Here is a 2,359-nt window from a genome sequence, read left to right on the forward strand (position 1 = left end):
CCATCCCATTGGCAACCGCGCTCCAGACCAACGCGCGCATCGGGTTGATCGGCAGATATTGGAGAATGACCGCCAGTAGGACGCTGATCGCGATCACGCCGTAGAAAGCTCGCGCGTCACCCGCGCGCCGTTCGAGCCCCCAGGTCCAGCCCATCGCCTCGCACAGTGCATAGCCACCTGAGCCTGCAAGGACCGGCACGCCGATCATGCCAACACCAAGGATGCCGAGTGCGAAGACCGTCTCGGCAAACGGCCCGGCGAGCGGCCTCAGTGCGCTTGCCGCTTGGGCGGCGGTGTCGATCTGGGTGATGCCGGCAGGGTGCAAGGTGACCGCGGTTGCAAGAATGATGAAATAAGATGTGGCATCGGAATAGAGCATGCCGCTCCAGGTGTCCCAGCGAATTCGTGCCAGCTCGGCCGGTGCCTTGTCGGGCGTCTCGACCAACGGCGCGCAGCCGCGCATGTCCTCGACCTCCTCTGACGCCTGCCAGAAGAAGAGATAGGGGCTGATCGTCGTCCCGAAGATGCCGACGATCATCATCGCGGCCGTGCCGTCAAGGCTGAGATGCGGGAGGACCGTCTCCCGCACAGTCATGCCCCAGTCGACATGCACGACGAAGAGTACAGCAACATAAGCGAGCAGCGAAAATGTCAGCCACTTCAGATAGAAGACGTAGCGATGATAAGGCACGAACACCTGGAGCACCAGCGTTGCCGCAACGAAGAGCACGGTCATGAGATGGCGATCGAGGCCGAGCACAAGTTCGGCCGCCTCTCCCATCGCAGCAATGTCGGCCGCGATGTTGAAGATGTTCGCCATGAGCAGCAGCAGGACGAGGGCTTGCAGGATGAAAGGCGGGAAGACGCGCCGGATATTGGCAGCAAGCCCCATGCCAGTGACTCGCCCGAGCCGCGCGGTCAGTTCCTGCACCGCAGACATCAGTGGATAAGCGAGCGGCATCGTCCAAAGGAGGCCAAAGCCGAAGGCCGCGCCAGCCTGCGAATAAGTGGCAATCCCGCTGGGGTCATCGTCCGCAACGCCGGTGATGAGCCCCGGCCCAAGCGAACTGAGTGGATGACGCAACCAGGGATGGCGCTCGAACAGCCGGTCGCGCCGCCGGCCGCCGCTCTTGCTTTCGTCAGGAAGCTCGTGCTCGCCAAGTGGCCGGGACATAGGGTCGTTCCGTATCCGATAAGGTGTCACACGCGCGTTTCGTCCCCGACCAGCCGGGCAGCCGGCGTCGCAAAGGCCCGCCGGCCATTGCTTAGGCTTCGAAGCCCGTCACCATCGGCCGGCCCCCGGCGAGTGTTGCACAGGTCTCCGCTGCGGTTTGACGGACCAGTTTCAATTTCTCGGCAGCATCGGCAGGGGCCAGGTTGGTGACAACCTCGTCGAGCATGACATGGCGGCTTTGCTTCATCCCGAAGCCCCGCCACAGATAAACGTCGAAGATTTCGCGCAACGCCAGAACTTGGCTCCGCTCATGGAGCCACGCCAACGGCGTGCCGGAGGTGCTGAACGACAGGAGCGGCTTGCCGACCAGCGGCGGCTGCCCGGCCTCGGCGCGGAAGCGATGGAACGAATAGTTCGCGCCGAGCACGCGATCGACATAGCCTTTGAGGATCGCGGGCGGCAGCCCGTACCAGATCGGGTAAACCAGCACGAGAATGTCGGCCTGGCGGACGAATTCGAGTTCAGCCGCGACATCGGGCGATGGCGCCCAGTGCGGCCCGTCGGGCCGCTCATCGATCTTGAGTACGGGATCGAAGCCGATGCCGTAGAGGTCACGCACGATGGCTTCCTGGCCGGCTTGCCTGACGATATCGACATAAGTCTCGACGACGGCGTGCCCAAACCCGCCCGGCGCGGGACTCGCGCAAACGACGAGATGGCGAACGGCTGCTTTTGCGTCGGTCACGATCTGCCCTTCTTTCTCAGCTCTCAATTGACCGGTCTTTCATCCATCACCAGCCGCTGGACCGCCATGAGGGGATGTACTTAGTCTGACGCTTATCCCTTCTTCCTCTCGCGCGTGGGAACGCCTGGTCTCGCCGCCCGATCGGAACGAGCTGCGCCTGCATTACGGGACAATACGAATATAAAGCGGGATCAGTCGGCTACATCGATTTGAGGCGTCGAGCGGAGATATCCTGCCATGTCGATCGAACTCATTTTTCATGGCGCCGCTGGCGCGGTTACCGGCTCCTGCATGGAATTGCGTGGTGCGCGGCATCGGGTGCTGATCGACTGCGGGCTGTTTCAAGGATCGCGAACGCTCGAGGCGCTCAATTTCCAGCCCCTGCCCTTCGATCCGCATAGCCTCGACCTGGTGATCCTGACGCATGCGCACCTTGATCA

Annotated in this window: 3 protein-coding genes; 1 reads left to right on the forward strand and 2 read right to left on the reverse strand. The window is 62.6% G+C overall.

From position 1 onward, the window contains the following. On the reverse strand, positions 1-1,174 hold a 1,174-nt coding region (locus BGN95_RS13325), incomplete at its 3' end, for an NRAMP family divalent metal transporter (protein WP_286772885.1). A gap of 91 nt (positions 1,175-1,265) precedes the next feature. Further along, a complete protein-coding gene (locus BGN95_RS13330) occupies positions 1,266-1,919 on the reverse strand; it encodes an NAD(P)H-dependent oxidoreductase (RefSeq protein WP_286772886.1) in 654 nt (217 codons plus the stop codon). A gap of 237 nt (positions 1,920-2,156) precedes the next feature. Here BGN95_RS13330 and BGN95_RS13335 point away from each other — a divergent pair. Further along, positions 2,157-2,359: MBL fold metallo-hydrolase (locus BGN95_RS13335; protein WP_286772887.1), on the forward strand; the 203-nt coding region annotated here is incomplete at its 3' end.

This window comes from Sphingomonas sp. 66-10, assembly GCF_001897045.1.
GTDB lineage: Bacteria > Pseudomonadota > Alphaproteobacteria > Sphingomonadales > Sphingomonadaceae > Sphingomonas > Sphingomonas lycopersici.